The following is a 16013-nucleotide window of genomic DNA, read 5'->3' on the forward strand; positions in this document are numbered from 1 at the left end:
GCGGAATACCCCGCAGTGGGTAAACGTGGCAATCATGGGTTAATCCGTTATGCCAGTGCCAGCCCGGCGGTTGTCTGACGTAAACTAACAGAATTCATTCTGATAATTTTTACAGGGGCATAACATGGCTGAGCGAATAAAAATTGGTATTGTTACCGTAAGTGATCGTGCCAGTGCCGGTGTGTACGAGGATATTTCCGGCGCGGCCATTAACAGCACCTTACAGCAATATCTGACATCGCCCTGGACTGCCTGTTATCGTCTGGTGGCCGATGAGCGTGATCAGATTGAAGCGGCGTTGTGTCAGCTGGTGGATGACGAGGGGTGTTGCCTGGTCGTGACCACCGGTGGCACCGGACCGGCTAAACGCGATGTGACCCCGGAAGCAACAGCCGCCGTGTGTGATCGTATGATGCCGGGTTTTGGTGAACTGATGCGGGCTGAATCGCTGAAATATGTCGCCACTGCCATTTTATCGCGTCAGACTGCCGGGTTACGTCATCAGGCATTAATTATTAATTTACCCGGAAAACCCAGTGCTATTCGTCAGTGTCTGGATGCTGTTTTTCCGGCCGTGCCGTATTGCATTGATCTGCTTGAAGGGCCGTACCTGGAATGTGACGGCGACGTTATTACTGTTTTTCGTCCGGGAAAATAACTCCGCTCGCCGGCGGCTGACAATATTCAGTCACCGCTTTTATGGTAAAAACTGCCACGGCTATCTCCACCCGGTTAGGGTGGAGACAGGGATTCAGGGATTATTTTTCCTCAAGTCGGTCGTGGCGTGCGCTTTTCCGGAAGTCGCGGATACTGGCTCCCAGATCACCGCCGAGTGAGCGGATTCGTTTGCCGCCAAACAGAATAATCAGAATTAATAACACAATCATAAGTTGCCAGGCGCTGATTCCCATCATGATCATTTCCTCTCAGTGGTTCATATGCTGATGATCGGCATGTTGTGCCGCAGACGATAACTGTTGCTGCAATAATGCGTCTTTTAACTGACTGAAGTTCATCACCGTGGTTTTCCGGTCAGCGGCAAATAATTCCGCCGCCTGTTGATCGGCAAAGCTGGCAATCGGAGTGCCCATGGAGCCTGGCATATCCGGAGCAACCACATAATAGGCCAGTTGCGCTTCGATCAGGTGGCCGTCATCCGGTTTATCCCAGCTGCCCTGACTCATATCGTGAACATAAATGGCGCTGGCGCTGACCTGGTTTTCCGGTTGCAGCCACCAGTTGAGCATTTCTGCTGACGAGCAAAACTTTTTTACTTTTCCCTGGGCATTAATCGCCTGACCTTTGGGGCCGGGAAAGCGGGTGATGGCCATACCGCAGACATGGCATTCATCTGCGGAATGAAAGGCAACCGGGTTATGTTGTACCTGCTGCTGTTTATCCTGCTGGTTACAGGCAACCAACAAGGCAGACAATACAATCATTGCGGTGGTCAGAAGGTGTTGTGATAATTTCATAATATAGCCCTTTGGGATTAAACAGGTCGGCGACGTAAGGTGAAATGTGCCAGCGTCAGGCTGCTGGCCAGCCAGATAATCAGCGACAGCCATAAGCCGGGATTGCCAAACGGCAGGTCCTGAGCCAGGGTCATCACGCCGCTCATGTTGTTGCTGTCGGCCAGACCATAAAGGTTGATCTGGCGGAAAATATCGGTGGGGTTAAGCAATAACAGCCAGGGCAGCAGTTCCGGATTCAGCTGGCCTTTACTGAACACCAGTAACGCCAGCAGACTCAGATCGAACACCAGCACAAATAAAAACCAGATGCCCAGCGCCAGGCCGGCGGCACTGGATTTTTCGCTGGCTTTGCTGCTGATAAAATAGGCAATCGCCAGAAATACCCAGCCCAGCAAGGTGGCGGAAATAATAAACCGGGAAAACGATTGCAGCAGCAGGGCTAAATCCAGATCGGCAACCAATAAACCAATAGCAATGGCGGCACTGCCAAATCCTAAGCTGGTGGCCAGTGCCAGAATCAGGCCGTGGCCAATAAATTTTCCTAATAATAACTGGCTGCGACTCAGTGGATAGGTCAGTAGTAATAACAGTGTGCCACCTTCATCTTCGCCGACGATGGCATCGTAGGCCAGCAATAAGGCAATCAGAGGAACCAGAAAAGTAGCCAGGCTGGCCAGGCTGGCGATGGTGGCTTCAATTGAGCTGAAGCCAACCTGGCCGGCGGCGGCAGAACCAAACCAGGCAATACCGGCGGCTAATAACGCAAATAAGACACTGATGGCTAACAACCAGCGGTTACGTAAGCCATCGTTCAGCTCTTTGACGGCAATATTCCAGATCTGCATCATGGCCGGCTCTCCTGCGGATTCAGATTATTAACGAAGTGACGGTACAGGTCGTCGAGTGATGGCGGTGAAACTTCCAGCTCGCCGCTGCTGCTGTCGTTAACCAGGTGGTTCAGCAGTTCCCTGCCGGCGCCGTTGTGGCAATACACTTCCAGTGCATCATGACCAACCCGCTGGGCATTCACTCCCTGAGCGGATAATGTGATCTGCCATTGCTCCGGCTGGCTGAGGTTGTTCAGGCGGATACGGGTTGGCAGTGATACCTGCTGGCGCAATTCACTGAGGGTGCCGCAGGCACGTAATTTTCCGGCCGATAAAATAGCGGCACGACTGATATAAGGTTCTACGCCGGGTAATACATGGGAGCAGAGAATAATGCCGCTGCCATTTTCACGCAGGTCATTGAGTAGCTGATACAGTTCCTGAGTGGCCACCGGATCGAGGCCTACCGTGGGTTCGTCCAGTAATAATAAGCGCGGCTGTGCCAGTAGCGCCTGGGCCAGCCCAAGCCGCTGACGCATGCCTTTGGAATAGGTTTTTACTCTGCGCCCGGCGGCAGCTGTCAGACCTACTTTTTCCAATAATTCGTCAACCTGTTGTGGCCGGGCATTTTTCAGCCGGGCGAAATAACGCAGCGTTTCGCGGCCACTCAGTTGTGGATAAAACATAACGTTTTCCGGCAGGTAACCAAGTTGCTGGCGAACCTGAGGGTGGCTGGGGGCCTGGCCAAATACCCGGGCCTGACCGCTGCTGGCGGTTAACAGACCCAGAATCAGTTTCATGGTGGTGGTTTTGCCCGCACCATTATGGCCAAACAGGCCTAATATTTCCCCTTCGGCCAGGTTTAACGACAGGTTATGCACCACCGGCATGGAACCATAAGCCAGGCTGACATCGTTCAGTTCGATTAAATTCATATTAAGGAGCCTCTGTCAGCGCTGGGGTCATCAGTGGGAAACTGTCTTTTACGCCGGGGGATTTAACCACCGGAAAAGCCTGCTGTACCCAGCGCAATAATTCGATTGCCGGACTGTTCAGTAATAAACGCATTTGTGGGTACATCCAGATCAGGCGGTCGATATTGTCATTCGGTTCGTAGCTGATATCGCCGATGTCGTCGGCGTTGCGGTCCCAACCGAGGTAATCACTCCAGTAATTACCTCGCCCCTTGTCAGACCATTCCTGAGTCCGGGTGGCAACGTATTTAACCTGTTGCTCATTATTGATAAAGGCGTTGCTGAAAATTTTGTTGTCTTCTGAACCGGCAGTGAGATGAATGCCCAGGCTGCTGTTACTGAAATGATTGGCTGAAATTTCATTAAATACGGAGTTGTAAATAAATAATGCTTTACCTTCAGCACCGTCAATCTGGTTGTTGCCGCTGGAACCGCTGCGTACGCCGCTGACGTTATTATGCTGCAGGGTAGAATAGGTAATGTAGTTCATCAGAATGCCGTAATTCTGATCATTCTCGGAGGTGTTACTGGTCACCGTCAGCTTGCGGCTTTGCATCAGCGCATAACCGGTGCGGGTATTGCGGGTGTGGTTATTGGTCACCCGGTTGTTATTGGAAAACATATAATGAATGCCATACCGCAGATCACTGATGACATTGTTATCCAGGTGGTTGTGGTTTGAGGTATCGATATAAATACCATCGCGGGTTTTTTCAATCCGGTTACCCTGCACCAGCGCATTCTGTACCGCGTATAAATGAATGCCGTTGCCGCGGTCCTGGGAGCGGACGCTGTCGTCACCGCGGATGGTATTATCCAGCAGTTTAACCTGGCGGGCACCGTCAACCCAGATGCCAAAGCCTTTACCACGGATGTGGTTCTGGCGGATGGTGGTATTGTGCGAGCGTGCGGTTACAAAAACAGCCGCGTTCATATCGGTTAAATTGCTGCCGGCATTACGCAAAGTGCAGCCACTGAGGCTGACATTTTCGGCATCGATCAGCAGAGCATTGCCCTGACCCATGCCATCAATAATGGCGTGTTTATGACATTCGATGGTGGCCGGACTGCTGATCCGGAAATTGCCACGATAGTGCCCTTCGGCCAGATAATAATGGCCGTTTTCTGCGACGCTCAGCGGAAGAGGCCGGGTGACGTCGGGCTGGGCTTCAGCCAGGTTGACAGACAACAAAGCTGTGAGCCAATAATACCGCAATATATATTTCATAAATGGGCCATTTAAAACAGCAGGGGGGGCAAGCCCCCCTGAATAGCGATCAGGCTGGTTCAACCAACATACGGCCAACCATTTCCATGTGCAGCGCGTGACAGAACCAGTTGCAGTAGTACCAGTGCATGCCGGGTTTGTCGGCAACAAAGGTAACTGACGAGGTTTGTTGTGGGCTGATTTCCATACTGACGCCGTGATTGGTCATACAGAAGCCATGCGAAACGTCTTCGATCTGGTCGATATTGGTAATCACCACCGTGACTTCATCGCCCTGTTTTACTTTAAACTCATTGATGCCGTAGGTCGGCGCCATTGAAGTCATATATACCCGCACTTTATTACCCTTGCGGATAACTTTGTTGTCTGTCTCCAGGTTAATACCGTCTGCTTTGGCCATCGCCACGATATTGGCAAAATACGGGTCGTTACGATCCCAGATTTTGCGCGGCCGGATCTGATCACGACGCGCCATAATACAATCGTGTGGCTCGGCGTAGGTCGGACCGTCGTGTACCAGTTTCATTTCGTCACCGGAAATATCGATCAGCTGATCATTCTCCGGGTGTAACGGACCTGTCAGCAGGAAGCGGTCTTTGGAGAACTTACACAATACAACCAGCCATTTACCGTCGGCGTCTTTGGTTTCAGTTAACGACGCGTGGTTGTGGCCGGGCTGATATTGTACGTCCAGTTTCTGACGGATATAACTGACGCCTTCCTGAGTGTAGGCTTTGATGGCATCCTGGATATTCCATTTCACCACCTGGCTGTCGATAAACAGAGTGGTATACGCAAAACCACGACCATCGAAGGTGGTATGCAGTGGCCCAAGTCCCAGTTCCGGCTCACCGACGATCACGTCGCGGTCGTCCTGATATTTGCCGGCGAATAAATCGTCGAGACGGTCGATTTCGATAATCGAAACGGTGGGTGATAATTTACCGTTGGCAATAAAATATTTACCGTCCGGAGAGGTGTTCAGACCGTGTGGGTTTTTCGGCACCGGCACATAGCGGGTGAACGGGCTGTTTTTACCATTTTTCTTACGGCCATCCAGTACCGGAACCCTGGAATCGTCCAGGGTGATAAAGTCACCGGCTTTAACAGCTTTTTCGGCCTGTTCGATATTAAAGACCACCACCCAGTCGCGTTCATTACGCATCATGCCACCGAGGTCGTAGGCTTTTTCCGAGTTATAACAGGTGGATGCCGCGTATTTACCGCTGTAGTCGGCATCGCAGTTATCCAGGTTACCATCCACCATAATCTGGAACGCCACTTCCATTTTCTCTGCATCGATGACGTTAAACATGGTGTAGCTGTAATCAGCCTGCAAATCGAAATGTTTGCCATCATTCGGATGTGGGATAACAAACTCTGCATTGGCAAAAACGTATTTGGTATGAGGCACTTTTTGCAGCCGCAGACCATGAATTGCCTGAACGTTAGGCACGGTCAGCATTTTGTCGCACTTCATGATATCCAGACGGATACGGGCGACACGGCTGTTGGCTTTGTCATTAATAAACAGGTATTTACCATCATAACTGCCGTCGGTCATCGACAGGTGAGGGTGGTGACAGTCGCCGTTCTGGTATTTGGCACTTTCGCCCATGATGGCTTTACTTTCATCGGTAATACCCCAGCCGGTGGCGGAGTCGATGTTAAACACCGGAATCCGCATCAGTTCACGCATCGACGGAATACCCAGTACCCGGACTTCACCCTGGTGACCGCCACTCCAGAAGCCGTAATACTCATCCAGTTCACCCGGGGCGACATGAAATTTCTGTTTGGCATCTTTTACTGCGGCTGCCCAGGTCTCGCGGCTCATGACCGCTGTACCCAATCCGGTGGCACCCACCAGAGCAGCACCGGCACCGGTCAGGGCACTGGCGCCGAGAAAACCCCGGCGGCTCATGCCGGTTTCTTCATTTTCAGTCACGACTTCTTTTTTGCTGTCAGTCATGGTCAATCTCCTTAAACAAGGTCTGATTTTTAATTAGACGAATCTACCTCTACCGCCGGGATTCGTTGCGGGGGAGCTTTTTGCCGCTGTTGTTTTCTGCGCTTGGCAATTAACGGCGGACATTTATGGTCGTTGTGGTAAGTCATCTGACAGTCGAGGCAATAGTGGCACTCGTTGTGATTGATTTCGCCATTAGGGTGAATGGCCTGAATTTCACATTCGTTGGCACACAGCTGGCAGGGCTGACCACATTCTTTACGGCGTTTCAGCCAGTCGAACATTCTTGCTTTGCTTGGGATGGTTAATGCAGCGCCTAACGGGCAGATATAGCGGCAATAGACTTTGCGGGTGAAGATATTAATCACCAGTAATAACGCGGCATAAAAAACAAATCCCCACTCACGGCTGAACTTCAGCATGATGGCTGTTTTAAACGGCTCCACTTCGGCATAGCGCTCGGCGGTTGCCAGAGATTCGAGTGAAAGACCGAACAGCGCCAGCAGTACCATATATTTGATCGCCCACAGACGTTCGTGGACGGCAAAGGGTAATTCGAACTGACGGATTTTTAATTTGCGTGCCGCTTCATTGATCAGTTCCTGTAACGCTCCGAACGGGCATAACCAGCCACAGAACACACCTCGTCCCCACAACAGAATGGTGGCCGCGGTAAAGGCCCAGAGAATAAAAATAACCGGGTCACTGAGGAATAATTCCCAGCGGAAATCCTGCATCAGTGCATGTACGAAGGTCAGTACATTGACGATCGATAGCTGGCCAAGGCAATACCAGCCGATAAAAAATACGGTGAACATCAGGTAGCCACGACGCAACCAGTGTAAGAAGCGGGGTTTGCTGGCGAAATAATCCTGCAGAAATAAAATCACCAGTAATACCAGCAGAGCACTGATCAGCACACCGATCTGGAAGCTCTTCTGGTACCAGATATTCAGCCATAACGGACGGTTGGCTTCTTCAATGGCGGCCAGTTCTTCGGCAGTCAGCGGCGGGCGTTCAAAATAATTTTGTGGCAGCTGATAACCCAGCTCAAAGCTGGTGAAGACGCCGTCAACCGGGCCGGTCTGGCGGCGCACCAGTAATTCCAGAGTCCAGTCGGTGCCTGGGTCAAAGTGTGCTTTATCACGAATAATAAACACTGACTTTTCATTAAATTCCGGAGTGCCGTCAGCCATGACGTCATACAGACGTTGCTGATCAAGGTCGCGGAAACTGATGACATCGCTGAACTGGCGCAGTTGTACGCGATCAAAAATACCGCCACGTACATAGCCTGAACCTTTGAAGGAATACATGCCGTTGGCCAATACCGCGATGGCATGTTCGCCGGCTTTCAGTTCCTGCATCAGAAAACGGTATTGGTTATCGCCCAGCAGATTACGTCCGACGGTCGGGGCATTCAGATAGGCAAGGTACAGATCGATAAAGGTGTCATCCGCCTGATCGGCGCTGGCGGTATCAATATGTTCTGCGGCAGTGCCCTGAAACGCTGTATCAACGTCGGAACGCAGCAGTTGCATGCGGCGAATAGAGCCGTCGCCGGTCAGTGTTTGCCAGTCGGCTGGGGTAAAAACATCGGTCAGAATATTGGCCGGTTTTTGCCGCTGTGCCAGCTGTGCCTCCACCAGGCCGAGTGAGGCAGCGACGGCGTGGCTGGCTTTCATAATAATTTCGTTGACGACCATCACGGTGACGGTGGCGCCGGTAATGGCATCTACGGTAACGGCGGATTCGTCACTGGTGCTGCCCACCACGACCCGCTGGTCGGCTTTAATGCCCTGGTAGGCAACACCAAAATCCACCAGTTTCTGCTCCGGAATACCAACCAGCAGAATGGGTTCGTGATGTTCCAGTAACCAGGAATCGAGAATCACCGCCTCAGGGCTGAGAATGACCTGCATGTTAATGGGTTTACCGGAGTAGGCCGGAATATTGGCGACATTAATGGTTTCGAACAGATAACCCAGCAGGGTATCTCCGGCCAGCACCCGGCGGATGCCATATTCACCTTCCGGATCGGTAATCCGGGTTGTTTCGGGTAACAGCTGATGAATGCGCTCAAGGTCGGTATTGTCGGCGCTGGCCGGCAGAACCAGCGCCAGCAATAGCAGCGGCATAAGACAGAAAATTTTCTTTAACGTATGGACTACAACAGACATGATTTATTTCCTATACGACGTCGGCCCGGCCATAAAACTGGTTCAGGCTGATAGATGTGTCAAATTGTCGCAGTCATCTTCCGGGGTCGACATACCCCTTTGTGAGTAGTGAGCAGGGCTCAGATCAATTTTATGGGAGTTGCTTGTTACTTCCTGATTTAGCGCAATATTTTTTGTCTTATTCACTACGGCCTTAAGACGTTTTAATAACAGCTTATGAAGAAATGCTGGCCCGTAATGTCCCGGACAAAATGAGCCTGATCCGGAAAAGTTTCCCTGACTGACCGGATTGTGTTGCTGGCGGTGAGTTGTCTTTTTTCTGCAATAAAAAGGCGGCCATAAGCGGCCGCCCTGACGAGTTATGCTGCAGGATTAATAGATATCAAATTGTGTGTTTTTAACGTTAAATTTACCGGTGGGAGTAATCAGACGTTTATCCTTAATGACCTTTTTCAGCTGCAGTGTTTTATCATCAACAACCACAATGGCAGAGGTTTCCTCCTGACCGTTCCAGACCGAAAACCAGACCTCGTCACCGGCGGCATTAAATTCCGGCTGAACAACCCGTTTTGCACCTTCTTTAATGCCCGACCATTTGCCAATTGGCAGAACGTTATAGCCGTTATCCAGGTTGTTGATATCAAATACCGCAACCGACTGGCTTACTTCAGGGTCCGGATGGAAGGTGGTATCGAGATACAGGTGAGTGGATTTTGGATGGGTTTTAATAAATAACGAACCGCCGCCCTGGCCTTGCAGTGTTTGCACCACCTTCCAGGCGTGTTCCGGGTGATTGTCCGGATCGGTGCCAATCAGTGAAATACTGGCATCGCCTAAATGACTGGTTGCCCACACCGGACCAAATTCAGGGTGCCTGAAGTTGGCGCCACGTCCGGGGTGCGGAATTTTTCCAACTTCGACCAGGGCGGCCATTTTACGTTGCCGCGAGTCGATCACGGCAATTTTGTTCGACTGGTTGGCCGCTGTCATAAAATAGCGGTGGCTGACATCCCAGCCTCCGTCATGCAGGAAGGGGGCGGTACCAATGGTGGTGGTGCTCAGGTTATCGATATCTTCATAGTTCACCAGCATCACTTTACCGGTTTCTTTGACGTTAACGATAAACTCAGGATGTTCATGTGACGCGATGATCGCCGCCACCCGGGGTTCCGGGTGATATTCCTGATTGTCGACGGTCATCCCCCGGGTGGATTCAATCCGTAACGGTTCCAGTGTTTCGCCGTCCATAATAGTGTATTGCGGTGGCCAGTATGAGCCGGCAATGGCGTATTTATCCTCGTAGCCATGGTATTTGGAGGTTTCCACCGAACGGGCTTCAATGCCCACTTTAATTTCCGCCACCCGGGCGGGTTCTTTCATCCACAGGTCAATCATATCGATACGGGCATCGCGGCCAATCACCAGCAGGTAACGGCCGGAAGCCGACAGCCGGGAAATATGGACGGCATAACCGGTTTCGATGGTTTTCACAATGCGGTGACTGTCGCCATCAATTAACGCAATTTTGCCATCGTCGCGCAGCGTTACTGAGAACAGATTATCCAGATTTAAGCGGTTCATTTGTTTGGTCGGGCGATCTTCCGGTTTTACCAGCACTTTCCAGGAATCACGCATTTGTTGCATGCCCCATTCCGGCGGCGTCGGTGGCTCATGCATCACGTATTTTGCCATCAGCGTCACTTCTTCTTCGCTGAACTGCCCGGATGATCCCCAGTTAGGCATGCCTGCCGGTGAACCGTAACCAATCAGTGCCTGCAGGTACGCCAGCCCTTTTTCCTGGGTAATATCCGGGGTTAATGGTTTGCCGGTGGCGCCTTTACGCAAGACACCATGACAGCCGGCGCAGCGCTGAAAATAAATTTCTTTGGCATGATTAAATTCCGCCTCGGTCAGATCCGGGGCGCCGGGGGAACGAACCACTTTGGCCAGTGCCGGATCGATGGCCGAGGCTTCGCCCTGATAAGCGGCAGCGGCATTTTCCGGGTTCGGGACGGCGTGTGCGGTCAGGCAAAAGGTTGCGACCGCAAGCCACAGTGGGTGTTTTAACAGCTTCATAGAATATCCTCTCTCTTCTCTCAGTTCCGGTATCGTCGGCTCAGGTCAGAAACGCCAGTGGAGTTCGGCGTCTACAGCTCGGCCTGCAGCTGGCAATTCTTCAGGGTTCTGGTAACGGATGTTGGTCAGGTTGCGTAACGCGGCGTTAACGCTCAGTTGTGCGGATGGCTGATACTGTGCTGTCAGCGTAAAGCTGGTGTAGGCGCCGTAGTGTTCGCTCTGCTGGCCGTTGTTATCGCGGCGGCTGGCATCGCCATAACGGCTCAGGTAACCGTCCAGTGTCAGCTGACCGGACAGGTCCCACTGCATGCCGGTGCGTAGCTGATAGCCCGGCAAACCGCTGTGGCTGGTGTGATAGCCGTTGGCAAATTCCAGCTCACGGCGTTGCATGCTGGCGTACAGGTAGGGCCGCAGCCGGGTCGATGGCGCGACGTACATCAGGCTGGTTTCCAGCCCCAGGTTGTTGGCTTTATTCACATTGACCCAGCGCCATAAGCGTTTGCGGGCGCCGGGGTCGGTGCTGTATTCGTCCGGCACGGCGGTCAGGGCCTGGCGGTCGATATAGTTGCGGGCGACGCTGTGATAGCCGCTCAGATCCAGGCTCCAGCGGTGGTTTTCCAGTCTCAGTCCGAGCTCGATGGTGGTCGACTGTTCCGCTTCCAGTTGTGGGTTACCAAAGTGCACATCGCTGCCGCCACTGGTGACCGAAAACTGTTGCGTCAGCGATGGGTAGCTATAGCCCTGAGCGATATTGCTGCGCAGTGCCAGGTCTGGCTGCGGTAACCAGACCAGCGCTGCTGATGCCACTGTCTGAGTTTCCTGTTTGTCGCTGCGACTGCGTTCCGTACTGCGGATCAGGCGGGATCTGATCTGATACAGGCGACTGCCGATATGCGCTTCCAGCTGTGGGCTGAAGGTTAATTGTTGTTGCACATAGGCTGACAACAAACGTTGTTCGGCCAGTTGTTGTGATGTTTTTTCCGTTGTGCCGGAGGGCGGCATCGGCAGGCTGTTCTGAATCCGGGTGACGGTTTTTTTATCGCTGTCGAGTTCGTCGTGCTGATATTCCAGCCCCCATAACGTCCGCCCGGCTGCCAGCAGTGAGGACTCGGTCGCCAGCTGAACGCCATCGGTCAGCAGTGTGTCGTCGGAATAATTATCGATGGCTACCGACATGGTCGCGCTGTGACTGCTGATGGCGGTGTTAAAGCGGCGTATGCCACGGTGCTGATAAAGGCGGGCGGTGAGTCGTTGCAGCATTGCGTCGTCATTCTGATACTGATAACTGAGTGCCGTTCTGGCGGCGCTGCGTTGTGGAAAACGCAAATGGTCGACCCCCGGATTCTGTTCGACCCAGGCACTGGCTTCGCTGTCGAAGTAGTCGGCCTGCAGGCTGAGGCGTTGCCGGGAGTTAAGGCGGTAACCTATTTCGCCCGCTACGGCCTGCTGCTCGGAGGCGGTATCCCTGAGCCGGCCGGAAGCTGACAGCTGGTCGTTATGGTTATTCCGGCTGGCTTCAAGCCGGCCATCCCAGTGTTCTGTTGCCGTCAGTGCTGCAACGGCCAGGCGCCGGCCGCGGCTGGCGGAATAATAACCACTGCTGAGCAGCAGTTGTTGATCGCCGGGCTGTAATTGCCGGGTAATGATGTTAACCACTCCACCAATGGCATTACTGCCGTGCACCACTGAGGCGGCTCCGCGCACGATTTCAACCCGTTCGACCATGGCCAGGTCGATCAGCAGTGGTGTGCCGTAGTTGGAATGATCGGCCAGCGGCTGGCCATTAATTTTAATTAATACCCGGCGGGCTTTTTCACCGCGCAGTGAAAGACGTTTCAGCCCCGGAGTGGAGGCGTCGGTCAGTGTGACGCCGGGAATATCGCGTAATGCCTCCGCCAGACTGGCGCTCGGTTGGGATAATTGCTGCACCTCAATCACACTGACGGTGGCCGGGGCTAACAAGGTCTGTTGCTGATACCCGGCGGCAGAAACCACCATAGTCGGCAGGCGGGTGGTGGCATCTTCAGCCACTGAGGTGCAGCTGGCGGACAATAACGCGATGAGCAGTGACAGCTTCAGAGGTTGGTGACACATCCGGGTATCCACATGTTGCTGAATGAGCCTGCATGCTTAATCAGCTCGGCCGATAAAAAACTGACACAGATCAAAAAGATAAAAAAGCGGCTTTCTTAAGGAAATAAAATTGATCTGTGTTGGTGTTTTTTATAAAAGTGTATTTTTAACCATTTGCTAGGTTTTATTTACCATTTTTATTTTTGGTGATTGTTTTATTTTTTAAGAAATCATTTAAATTCAAGTACTTATATTTAATTCTGGTAAGAAATTAAAAATCATTTTGTTGGGTTTATTTTTCTTTTATACGTCGTTTATACCTAATAATAGGTAGTTGGCTATTTAAATTTTGGTATTTAAGACCTGATTATTAACGGCGAGCATGAGTGCCATTCACTGAATCATAAGGTCGCGCTATGAATGCTCCTGTCAGTTCACCGGCGGATACCGGACGCCGCTTTTATCAGCCACATGGGCGCGAAGTTGAATTATTTCTGCATGCCAGCCAGAACCAGTTACCGGTTCTGATCAAAGGTCCTACCGGTTGTGGCAAAACCCGGTTTGTCGAGCATATGGCCGAACAGCTGCAACGGCCGTTGTACACCGTTGCCTGCCATGACGACCTAACAGCAGCTGATTTGGTGGGCCGCTACCTGATTGGCAAAGACGGTACTTTCTGGCAGGACGGCCCGCTGACCCGCGCGGTTCGCGAAGGCGCGATCTGTTACCTGGATGAAGTTATTGAGGCGCGTAAAGACACCACGGTGGTTATTCATCCACTCACCGACGAGCGCCGTATTCTGCCGCTGGATGCCACCGCCGAGCAGTTAACCGCAGCACCGGGTTTTATGCTGGTGATGTCGTATAACCCCGGTTACCGCAATCTGATGAAGGGCCTGAAACCCAGCACCCGCCAGCGCTTTGTCAGCGTTGCATTTGACTACCCGGATGCGGCCCGAGAAGCCCGCATCGTTCAGCGAGAGAGTGGGGTTGAACTGCCGCTGGCCGAATCGTTATGTGCCATTGCCGCGGCGTTACGCAGCCTGAGTGATGCCGATTTAGAGCAGCCACCGTCAACCCGGCTGCTGATTCATTGTGCCCGGCTGATTAACAGCGGTTTGCCGCCACAGGTTGCCACGGAAGCCGCACTGACCGAAGCACTCAGTGACGAAGCTGCCACACAGCAGGCGATTCGTCAGATTATTCACGCTCTGTTGCCAGCCGGGCAGTGAGCACTTTTCAGCAATCGTGATGAGGACAGTGTATGTCTGAACGTTTTACTAAGGGCATGGCCCGAAATATTTATTATGGCGGGGGAGCGTTTTTCTTCCTGTTATTTATCGCCCTGACGGTGGACACAGTCACGGTATTGCCTAAGCGCGAAAACCGTGAATTGCTGACCGCTGAAGTGGCTCACGGTAAGGAGATCTGGGAAAAAAATAACTGTGTTGGCTGTCATTCGCTGCTGGGTGAAGGTGCGTACTTTGCGCCGGAGCTGGGCAATGTGTTTCAGCGCCGCGGTATGGGCAATGAACAGGCATTTAAAATGTATTTTTCCGCCTGGATGAAGGCGATGCCAACCGGAGTTGAGGGACGACGCCAGATGCCGCAGTTCCATCTGCAGGACAACGAAATTAATGACCTGGCTGAGTTCCTGATCTGGACCTCGCGTATCGATACCAATAACTGGCCACCGAACATCGAAGGCTGAAACATGGCGAGCCGCACGAATTAATACACTAAGGATCAAACATCATGAAATATCAGAGTCAGGCGGTTGCAAAACCGTATTTCGCCTTTGCCATGCTGCTGTTTGTTGGTCAGATTGTTTTTGGTCTGATTCTTGGCACACAGTATGTAATCGGCGATTTTTTATTCCCGGAAATTCCGTTTAATGTCGCCCGGATGGTGCATACCAATCTGCTGATCGTCTGGTTGTTATGCGGTTTTATGGGGGCAACCTATTATCTGGTGCCGGAAGAATGCCAGTGTGAACTGTACAGCCCTAAACTGGCCTGGATTCTGTTCTGGGCGTTTGCTGTTGCCGGGACACTGACGATTGTCGGCTATTTATCGGTGCCTTACGCCACTCTGGCGGAAATAACCTATAACAACCTGTTACCCACCATGGGGCGGGAATTCCTTGAGCAGCCAACCATTACCAAAATCGGTATTGTGATTGTTGCACTGGGGTTTTTGTTTAATGTCGGAATGACCATTTTACGCGGCCGCAAAACAGTGGTGAACATGGTATTAATCAGCGGTTTATTAGGGCTTGCGGTATTTTTCCTGTTTTCGTTTTATAACCCGGCGTCGCTGACGCTGGATAAATATTTCTGGTGGTGGGTGGTGCACCTGTGGGTGGAAGGAGTCTGGGAGCTGATCCTCGGCAGTATTCTGGCATTTATCCTGATTAAAACCACCGGTGTGGACCGCGAAGTGGTGGAGAAGTGGTTATACCTGATTATTGCGATGGCGCTGATCAGTGGCATTCTTGGTACGGGGCATCACTATTTCTTTATTGGCGCACCACAATACTGGTTATGGATTGGTTCGGTATTTTCTGCGGTCGAACCTTTGCCGTTTTTTATGATGATGGTATTTGCCTTCAGTATGATTAAAAAACGTCGCCGTGAACATCCCAATAAAGCGGCGGTTGCCTGGGCTGCCGGTTGTACTGTGATGGCATTTCTCGGAGCCGGAGTCTGGGGTTTCCTGCATACCCTGGCACCGGTTAATTATTATACCCACGGTTCTCAGATAACTGCTGCGCATGGTCATCTGGCGTTTTTTGGCGCTTACGTGATGATTGTTCTGGCAATTATTTCTTATGCCTGGCCGCAACTGAAAGGCCGGTTAAGTAACAGTCCGCAGGCGCAAAAACTGGAAATTGCATCGATCTGGGTGATGTGTGTTTCGATGCTGATCATTACGCTGTTATTAACCGCCGCGGGTGTTATTCAGGTGATGCAGCAGCGCTTGCCGGCCGATGGTATCGCCCTCGGTTATATGGCGACCCAGGATTTAATTACGCCGGTGTATTGGGGACGTCTGCTGGCCGGACTGGGTTTTGGTGCCGGTGTACTGATGTACCTTTACAGCTTTGTGGTGGCTGGTAAAACCGCTGAGGATGCTCCGGCATTGCCAGCCAGTGCCTGAGATGGTTAGTCGCAGCCCTGGCTGCTGTCAGCCGGCAGCAGCCAGCTAACAG

At 52.1% G+C, this 16013-nt stretch carries 13 protein-coding genes; 4 read left to right on the top strand and 9 right to left on the bottom strand.

Annotated elements, in window-relative coordinates; translation table 11 throughout:
* The first annotated feature begins 124 nt into the window (after positions 1–124).
* Positions 125–658: a molybdopterin adenylyltransferase gene (gene mog / locus ACFOMG_RS14700; protein ID WP_376867701.1), complete on the top strand. Its 534-nt coding sequence runs from the start codon at positions 125–127 to the stop codon at positions 656–658.
* Between the two features lie 100 nt (positions 659–758).
* Here mog and tatA read toward each other — a convergent pair whose 3' ends face one another.
* The 9 genes from tatA to ACFOMG_RS14745 form a co-directional block, all read right to left on the bottom strand.
* Positions 759–914, bottom strand: a complete 156-nt coding sequence (tatA, locus tag ACFOMG_RS14705) for a twin-arginine translocase TatA/TatE family subunit (protein WP_376867702.1) — start codon at positions 912–914, stop codon at positions 759–761.
* Positions 915–926: 12 nt separating this feature from the next.
* Positions 927–1475 (bottom strand): nitrous oxide reductase accessory protein NosL, encoded by a 549-nt coding sequence (locus tag ACFOMG_RS14710; protein ID WP_376867703.1) that lies wholly within the window; start codon positions 1473–1475, stop codon positions 927–929.
* A 17-nt stretch (positions 1476–1492) separates the two neighbouring features.
* Positions 1493–2323, bottom strand: a complete 831-nt coding sequence (locus ACFOMG_RS14715; protein WP_376867705.1) for an ABC transporter permease — start codon at positions 2321–2323, stop codon at positions 1493–1495.
* Positions 2320–3237: an ABC transporter ATP-binding protein gene (locus tag ACFOMG_RS14720; RefSeq protein WP_376867707.1), complete on the bottom strand. Its 918-nt coding sequence runs from the start codon at positions 3235–3237 to the stop codon at positions 2320–2322. The genes ACFOMG_RS14715 and ACFOMG_RS14720 overlap by 4 nt, the downstream gene beginning before the upstream one ends.
* Position 3238: 1 nt before the next feature.
* Positions 3239–4504: a nitrous oxide reductase family maturation protein NosD gene (locus tag ACFOMG_RS14725; RefSeq protein ID WP_376867709.1), complete on the bottom strand. Its 1266-nt coding sequence runs from the start codon at positions 4502–4504 to the stop codon at positions 3239–3241.
* A gap of 49 nt (positions 4505–4553) precedes the next feature.
* Positions 4554–6476 (bottom strand): TAT-dependent nitrous-oxide reductase, encoded by a 1923-nt coding sequence (gene nosZ, locus ACFOMG_RS14730; protein ID WP_376867711.1) that lies wholly within the window; start codon positions 6474–6476, stop codon positions 4554–4556.
* Positions 6477–6505: 29 nt separating this feature from the next.
* A complete protein-coding gene (gene nosR / locus ACFOMG_RS14735; RefSeq protein WP_376867713.1) occupies positions 6506–8653 on the bottom strand; it encodes a transcriptional regulator NosR in 2148 nt (715 codons plus the stop codon).
* Between the two features lie 372 nt (positions 8654–9025).
* Entirely contained in the window at positions 9026–10729 is a 1704-nt protein-coding gene (locus ACFOMG_RS14740; RefSeq protein WP_376867714.1) for a cytochrome D1 domain-containing protein, read from the bottom strand.
* A 45-nt stretch (positions 10730–10774) separates the two neighbouring features.
* Positions 10775–12823 (bottom strand): TonB-dependent receptor, encoded by a 2049-nt coding sequence (locus tag ACFOMG_RS14745; RefSeq protein WP_376867715.1) that lies wholly within the window; start codon positions 12821–12823, stop codon positions 10775–10777.
* A 395-nt stretch (positions 12824–13218) separates the two neighbouring features.
* Between ACFOMG_RS14745 and ACFOMG_RS14750 the strand changes: the two genes are divergently transcribed.
* Genes ACFOMG_RS14750 through ACFOMG_RS14760 form a run of 3 tightly spaced genes read left to right on the top strand, consistent with a single transcriptional unit; the run spans position 13219 to position 15961 of the window.
* A complete protein-coding gene (locus ACFOMG_RS14750; RefSeq protein WP_376867717.1) occupies positions 13219–14034 on the top strand; it encodes a CbbQ/NirQ/NorQ/GpvN family protein in 816 nt (271 codons plus the stop codon).
* A 32-nt stretch (positions 14035–14066) separates the two neighbouring features.
* Entirely contained in the window at positions 14067–14513 is a 447-nt protein-coding gene (locus tag ACFOMG_RS14755) for a c-type cytochrome (protein WP_376867719.1), read from the top strand.
* Between the two features lie 44 nt (positions 14514–14557).
* Positions 14558–15961 (top strand): cbb3-type cytochrome c oxidase subunit I, encoded by a 1404-nt coding sequence (locus ACFOMG_RS14760; RefSeq protein ID WP_376867721.1) that lies wholly within the window; start codon positions 14558–14560, stop codon positions 15959–15961.
* The last annotated feature ends 52 nt before the right edge of the window (positions 15962–16013 follow it).

Source organism: Bacterioplanoides pacificum, assembly GCF_042648445.1.
GTDB classification, from domain to species: Bacteria; Pseudomonadota; Gammaproteobacteria; order Pseudomonadales; family Oceanobacteraceae; genus Bacterioplanoides; species Bacterioplanoides pacificum.